Source organism: Heliophilum fasciatum (assembly GCF_004341395.1).
GTDB lineage: Bacteria > Bacillota > Desulfitobacteriia > Heliobacteriales > Heliobacteriaceae > Heliophilum > Heliophilum fasciatum.
Map to the genome: position 1 here is coordinate 36,534 of NZ_SLXT01000024.1, position 6,453 is coordinate 42,986.

Annotated in this window: 7 protein-coding genes; 2 read left to right on the forward strand and 5 right to left on the reverse strand. The window is 44.7% G+C overall.

What is annotated here, in order from left to right:
- Positions 1-18 precede the first annotated feature (18 nt).
- The 5 genes from pssA to glnA form a co-directional block, all read right to left on the reverse strand.
- Entirely contained in the window at positions 19-528 is a 510-nt protein-coding gene (gene pssA / locus EDD73_RS11695) for a CDP-diacylglycerol--serine O-phosphatidyltransferase (protein WP_131920137.1), read from the reverse strand.
- Positions 529-581: 53 nt separating this feature from the next.
- A complete protein-coding gene (locus EDD73_RS11700) occupies positions 582-872 on the reverse strand; it encodes a putative Se/S carrier protein (protein ID WP_165876487.1) in 291 nt (96 codons plus the stop codon).
- Between the two features lie 67 nt (positions 873-939).
- Positions 940-2,187 carry an adenosylhomocysteinase gene (locus EDD73_RS11705; protein WP_131920141.1) on the reverse strand — a complete coding sequence of 416 codons (1,248 nt, stop codon included), beginning with the start codon at positions 2,185-2,187 and terminating at the stop codon, positions 940-942.
- A gap of 14 nt (positions 2,188-2,201) precedes the next feature.
- On the reverse strand, positions 2,202-3,545 hold the full coding sequence (locus EDD73_RS11710; RefSeq protein ID WP_207668877.1) for an LCP family protein: 1,344 nt from the start codon (positions 3,543-3,545) through the stop codon (positions 2,202-2,204).
- Between the two features lie 131 nt (positions 3,546-3,676).
- Positions 3,677-5,005, reverse strand: a complete 1,329-nt coding sequence (glnA, locus tag EDD73_RS11715) for a type I glutamate--ammonia ligase (protein WP_131920146.1) — start codon at positions 5,003-5,005, stop codon at positions 3,677-3,679.
- Between the two features lie 331 nt (positions 5,006-5,336).
- On the opposite strand from glnA, the gene EDD73_RS11720 reads away from it, so the two are divergent.
- Entirely contained in the window at positions 5,337-5,849 is a 513-nt protein-coding gene (locus tag EDD73_RS11720) for a hypothetical protein (protein WP_131920148.1), read from the forward strand.
- 99 nt (positions 5,850-5,948) lie between these two features.
- Positions 5,949-6,347, forward strand: a complete 399-nt coding sequence (locus EDD73_RS11725) for a DUF350 domain-containing protein (RefSeq protein ID WP_131920150.1) — start codon at positions 5,949-5,951, stop codon at positions 6,345-6,347.
- Positions 6,348-6,453 lie beyond the last annotated feature (106 nt).

The following is a 6,453-nucleotide window of genomic DNA, read 5'->3' on the forward strand; positions in this document are numbered from 1 at the left end:
TTTTTACTTTCTCCAAAATCAAAGCTTTGGCACTTTAATGTTCGAGACCATAAAGGCGGCAAGACCAAGCATCATCGACGGAAAAATTAACTGGGGCAACCGGTGGCTAAATAACGTAAGGATAACCATTAACGGTCCAGCTGCAGTGATAGGAATCCCCATAAAATATGTTGTAATATTAAGCACATTAAAGCGAGCAAGTCGAATCGCTCCACACAAAACAAAAATGATCGCGACGGCAAGACCCCAGATGGCATAGGGTTCTTTCATCTGGGCTTGATAGACGAGTAGTGCCGGTGCTACGCCAAAGGAAACCAAATCCGACAAAGAATCGAGTTCTTTGCCAAAAAGCGAAGAGACATCAAGCTTACGGGCAACTTTTCCATCCATCGCGTCAAGCACCATGGCAAAGAGAATCCAGATGGCAGCATTATAGAAATCATGCTCCATCGTGCTAATCAAAGAAAGGACACCCAACATTAAGTTGGCCAATGTGAAAATACTTGGTATAGCTGCCTTTGGATTCATACATACCTCCGCATCATCGCATCATCATTGTTATCTCATTGTATCATTTTTCATTACATGACAAAAGCACAAACCTGCCATTCCGCTAATGATACTTCCCAAGTATAGTAAATCACCTGCCAAGGCTGTTTTGCGATAAGGCTTTGGATGCGCGGCACATCTTCCAAAAAGATCCGTAAAGCAATCCCACAACCGGCCCGTAAGGATGGAGGCAAAGGCACAACCAAACAGGGAATCTGCTCTTCGATCAGCAAATATTCCGCAGCGATTGCTTCTTGATAAGATGCAAAGGTGATAATCGGACACATCGCGTTTTTCCATAAACGCTTTTTTGCTTCTTCCATAAGTGATAACCCCATTAATTAACCAGGAAAGGTCGTCCATCGACGACCTTTCCTGGTTGTACGCTACTTATTCTTGCCAACTGCTCAGGTAATGAATTTGTTCTTCTGTAAGTTGATCCATGGAAACTCCGAGCGCTGCGAGACGGAACTGGGCCACTTTGCGATCGATATCTTCCGGTACCGAATAGACCTTTGGTTCTAACGTATCCCGATGAGTAAAAACATATTCCAAGGACATCGCTTGAAGTGCAAAGGTCAGATCCATAACCTCCGCAGGATGACCATCGCCGGCAGCCAGATTGACGAGACGGCCTTCGCCTAAGAGATAGACACGTCGACCATCGGCGAATGTATACTCCTCAACATTATTACGAGCTTTCTTTACACTTGTGGCCATGGCCCGCAAATCATTTTTATTGACTTCTACGTCAAAATGCCCTGCATTCGAAAGAATCGCTTTATCTTTGATCACTTCGTAATGTTCGCGCCGGATGATATCGCGGTTTCCTGTAACAGTAATATAGATATCACCGATTTTAGCCGCTTCCACCATCGGCATAACTTCAAAGCCATCCATCAACGCTTCATTGGCTTTGATCGGATCGATTTCCGTAACCACCACACGGGCCCCTAATCCTTTCGCCCGCGCTGCTACGCCTTTACCACACCAACCATAGCCGGCTACAACTACAACTTTACCAGCGACCACCAAATTGGTTGTCCGCATAATCGCATCCCATGTCGATTGGCCTGTACCATAACGATTGTCAAAAAGATACTTCATTTGGGCATCGTTAACGGCCATCATGGGAAAGAGCAACCGACCTTCCTTCGCCAATGCCCGTAAGCGTAAAATACCTGTGGTTGTTTCCTCGGCACCACCAATGATCTGTCGGGCTTGCTCCGGTCGTTCTGCATGTAAGGTCGCAACCAGATCGCCACCGTCATCAATCAAAATATCAGGCTGAAAATCGAGAGCTCGATTGAGATGCATTTTATATTCGGCATCGGTGGCCCCGTACCATGCAAACGCCTTTACACCGTTAGCCACTAAAGCAGCTACCACATCATCTTGTGTCGATAAGGGATTGGAACCACAAACGGCCACTTCAGCACCGGCAAGCTGCATCGTTAATGCAAGATAGGCTGTTTTGGCCTCCAAATGCAAACAAATGACTACGCGTTTACCGGCGAGAGGCTTACGTTTTTCGAAGTCTTGGCGCAATTGATTCAGGATCGGCATGTGTTGAGCCACCCAATCAATTTTCATCTGCCCCTGTGGCGCTAACTGAATATCTCGAATCATCGAGTCCATGATAACTCCCCTTTTTATTTTTTTTCTATGTCATTCGGTGTATTCCCAGTCGTCTCAAGATGATTACCATCTTGACTTGGGGCACCTGGAATGATTCTTCCGGAAGCACGTGGATCAAGCAACGTTGATTGTTGAACCTCATGTTCTGTTTCCTTAATTTTCGTAGTATCCGAAGAAGAAGTTTGACCGTTGAAAGATGATGTTGTACTCCGGTTATCCTCTGGCGTCTTCGATATCTCCGGAGTTTTTCTTGCAGGATCTATCTCGTTCAACGAATTCGTTGTTTTATCAACAGAATCGATAGCTTGGCCAAATTCTGTGGCCTTATTAGCATCTGCTGTTTGGTTAATTTGATCGGATGTACCGTCTTGTTCGGCAGGCTTGGCTACTTCTTCCTTGTTCTTAACCAATGAACGATCACTTTGCACAAGAATTGATTCATCAATCAGAGGAATATCGGTTTGACCACCGAAGAATTGGCTCACCGCTAAGGGAATCCGCGTTGGTTGTACATACCAATAACTTATTCCATGTAATGTGACAAAATTTCCCGGCAAAGTATGCACCAAGAGATGTTCGTTAGAAAAGTTACTGAATGCCATCGTCAACGCGAGGAGATCACCTGCATCAAAATTGGTTTCCACAGTTTTCGCCAATTGCGGTATTAACGCCGGTAACTTCCATACCGTATTCACACGAAAAGCTTGTGTAGCCAAGGCCTGTAAAAATTTTTGTTGTCGCTGTGTGCGACTGATGTCACCCAATTCATCCGAACGGAAACGTACGTATTGTAACGCCTGTTCTCCATTCAAGCGTTGCTTACCTTTTTTTAGGTTGATGAAATCCCCAGGATCGCCTTCATTATGATACATATTTTTTTCGACATCAATCTCAATGCCGCCTAACGTATCAACAATTTCTTTAAAACCATCAAAATTGGTTTTCATATAAAAGTTAATTTGTTGGCCCGTTAGTTGTTCAACGGTTTTGATGGTAAGCGGTATCCCGCCATGCATATGGGCAGCGTTGATCTTATCTACCCCATGTCCATCGATCATGACCCTTGTATCGCGAGGAATCGAAAGCAAATAGGCCATTTGTGCTTGTTTATCAACATTAGCTAAAATCAGTGAATCAGTGCGAGCATCCGTTTCTCCTGGACGGGCATCAACAGCCATTAACAAAATATTAAAGCGGCTTTTATCAGCTAATGGCGATAAGTGTTCATCCCTTTCAGGGGCAGTATCCCAGTTCGTGCTCAACCACGAATAGACGCCGGTCGATGTCAGGTACATAAATAGAAGAACAACTACACCAAAGAGTAACGTTTTCAACGGTTGTTCACGCCATGGGGGCAAGTGCCTCACCTCAGCCTCTTATCTTCCTAGCCATTATAAAGGTTTGTACGATACAACGCAAGAAATGTGCCTTATGAATGAAAAAGGCCCGTCCTCCAACAGGAGCAACGGGCCATCCATGTATCTTGGGCTTAGTACTTGACGAGGTACTCGTCGAGTTCCCATTGGTGAACGGAGATCCGGAAAGAATCCCATTCTTCCCGCTTGGCGCTGGTGTAACGCTCGGCTACGTGTTCGCCCAACGCCTCTTTGACAATTTCGTTCTTTTCCAGTTCCTCAATCGCTTCGATCAAGCTGGACGGTAAGTTATCGATGCCTTTTTCGGCACGACGAGCAGCATCCATGTGGTAGATGTTTTCATCGGTCGGTGCAGGCGGATTAATTTGATTTTTGATACCGTCTAAGCCGGCTTTGAGGCAAACAGCCAGTGACAAGTACGGGTTGCATGAGGGATCGGGACTACGCAGTTCAACACGGGTAGAAGCACCGCGTTTTGCAGGAATACGAATCAAAGGACTGCGGTTGGAGCAAGACCATGCAATGTAGCAAGGTGCTTCGTAACCCGGTACAAGACGTTTGTAAGAGTTGACAGTGGGGTTCGTGATGGCTGCAAAGGAACGAACGTGTTTCAAGAGACCACCAATGTAGTATTTTGCTTCTTGGCTTAGTTGATCTTCTGTCGAAGGATCATAAAAGGCGTTGCTTCCATCCTTAAACAGCGACATGTTGGTGTGCATACCGGAACCGGCAATTCCGAAAATTGGCTTCGGCATGAAGGTCGCATGCAGACCATGACGTTGGGCGATCGTACGAACGACGAACTTAAAGGTCATAATTTTATCAGCTACGTCAAGAGCATTGGAGTATTTGAAGTCAATTTCGTGCTGGCCGGCAGCCACTTCATGGTGCGAAGCTTCGATTTCAAAGCCCATTTGTTCCAGCGTCATGACCATATCCCGGCGAGCATTTTCACCGAGGTCGATCGGTGTCATATCGAAGTAACCGGCTTTGTCATGAGTGATCGTGGTGGCTTTGCCTTCCGCATCGGTTAAGAAAAGGAAGAATTCCAATTCCGGACCAACATACATGGTATAACCCATGTCTTCAGCTTCTTTGATTGCTCGCTTCAGGACATTGCGAGGGTCTCCTTCAAAAGGTGTGCCATCGGGATTATAGATATCACAGATCAGTCGAGCCACAGCGCCATCTTGCGGACGCCAGGGGAAGATAACAAAGGTATCCGGATCGGGACGTAGATACATATCAGACTCTTCAATGCGTGCAAAACCGTCAATGGAGGAACCGTCAAACATCATTTCACCATTTAACGCTTTTTCCAGTTGCTCTACCGGCAAAGATACGTTTTTAAGTATACCGAAAATATCAGTGAATTGCAGACGAACAAATTTTACGTCGTGCTCACGAGCTAAACGCAGCACATCTTCTTTGGTTTTGGCCATGTTTTGATCCAACCTCCTGAATATTTTATCTTATTTTGACAAAAAAAAGACGCCTTTATCCTTTGTATTACCACTAGATAAAGGCGCCTTTGCCTCTTGGTAAGCAGTTACACCGTCGTAACCGCTTATTCAATTGCCTTCATTATACTCATGTCAGTAGAAACTGGCAAGAGTCTTCTTCGTAAGAGAACTCGTTTTTTTAAGGATTTTTAGCGCAAGTAAAATTTTCAAAAATACGCATAAAATTGCTTGGCCATTGGCACTCTACTTTTATTATATGCTGAATTATGTTGAGAATATGTCGGTAAAAGTTTGGAAAGGAGTTACCGGAATGCCAGACCCATCCCCCTGTTATGAGATAGAAACATCATTCAAATCGTCATTCCCTAATTTTCGCAACCTTCTCCTCAAGCGTTTAGAGGATCAACAATGCCAAGAAAAAAAATCACTGGAAGAAGTTATCGATATGGTAGAAGTTATGATTGTAGCCGTAGAGCGTCTTGGCTTAGAATACCAACATCTTCAACATCGTCTCCAAGAAATCGAAAGCAAACTGGGGCAAGCGCCATTGTCAACCGCTATACCTCCAGGAGTCTGGGGAACAAACCGGCGTATTCGCTGGGGCAATTCGCCGGAAGAAATTCGTCAATGCGTATTTCATCAATTACTTCGTTTGCAAGCTACAGGAAAACCGATCTGTGTGTCTACGATTAAAAACGAAGTTCCAGGTATGTTACGATGGCTTTACGGAGAAAAAGCCGTATTTCGTGGATTAAAAGGATTACATCAAGAGTTTCACCGACAACTGTCATCTTCCCCTTTGCCGCTCCTTCACCGCAATTAATTCAAGTACCTTGGTCATAACCTACAAGGGAAAGAACTTATCAACGTCGAACAAAGAGAAGAAAGAGTCTCACCAAGCTGATTTAAGGAGGATCCTCTTTTGTTAACCAGTCTCGTTCTTCCCTTGTTCATTTTTCTTTTGTTCAGTCTGGTTTTTTTACTTTTATGGCAAAGTTATTTGTGGTTAGCCCCTTCCCTATCGCTTCGCCAAGCATTACAAGATGGCAATGTGTCCATTGCCTTGGCGCAAAGTGGAAAGATGATGGCCAGCGCACTGATTGTTCATCAAGCGATCATCCGCAATGATACGATCGGTCAAATGCTTGGGTGGACCGCTATCGGCATCACCTTCCTGCTCATTTCCTCTATTTTGATGGAAAAAGCCATGCTCCGCTTTTCGATCAATAAAGCGCTAAACAACGATAACCGAGCCGTTGGTCTAATCGTTTTGTTTCTTTTCCTCTCATTTGGTTGGATAATCAGTGCCGTAATGATATAAGCATAATCTAATAGAGTCCGTCCAGGAACCCAATGGAACCAAGTATGGTATCCGTTGAAACCGTGTTTTTTCCAAATTAATCAAGAAAATAGCCGCAAACCGTACC

Coding starts and splice junctions, on each gene's coding strand:
- pssA (WP_131920137.1), bottom strand. CDS start 528: ATGAATCCAAAGGCAGCTATACCAAGTATTTTCACATTGGCCAACTTA.
- EDD73_RS11700 (WP_165876487.1), bottom strand. CDS start 872: ATGGAAGAAGCAAAAAAGCGTTTATGGAAAAACGCGATGTGTCCGATT.
- EDD73_RS11705 (WP_131920141.1), bottom strand. CDS start 2,187: ATGGACTCGATGATTCGAGATATTCAGTTAGCGCCACAGGGGCAGATG.
- glnA (WP_131920146.1), bottom strand. CDS start 5,005: ATGGCCAAAACCAAAGAAGATGTGCTGCGTTTAGCTCGTGAGCACGAC.
- EDD73_RS11720 (WP_131920148.1), top strand. CDS start 5,337: ATGCCAGACCCATCCCCCTGTTATGAGATAGAAACATCATTCAAATCG.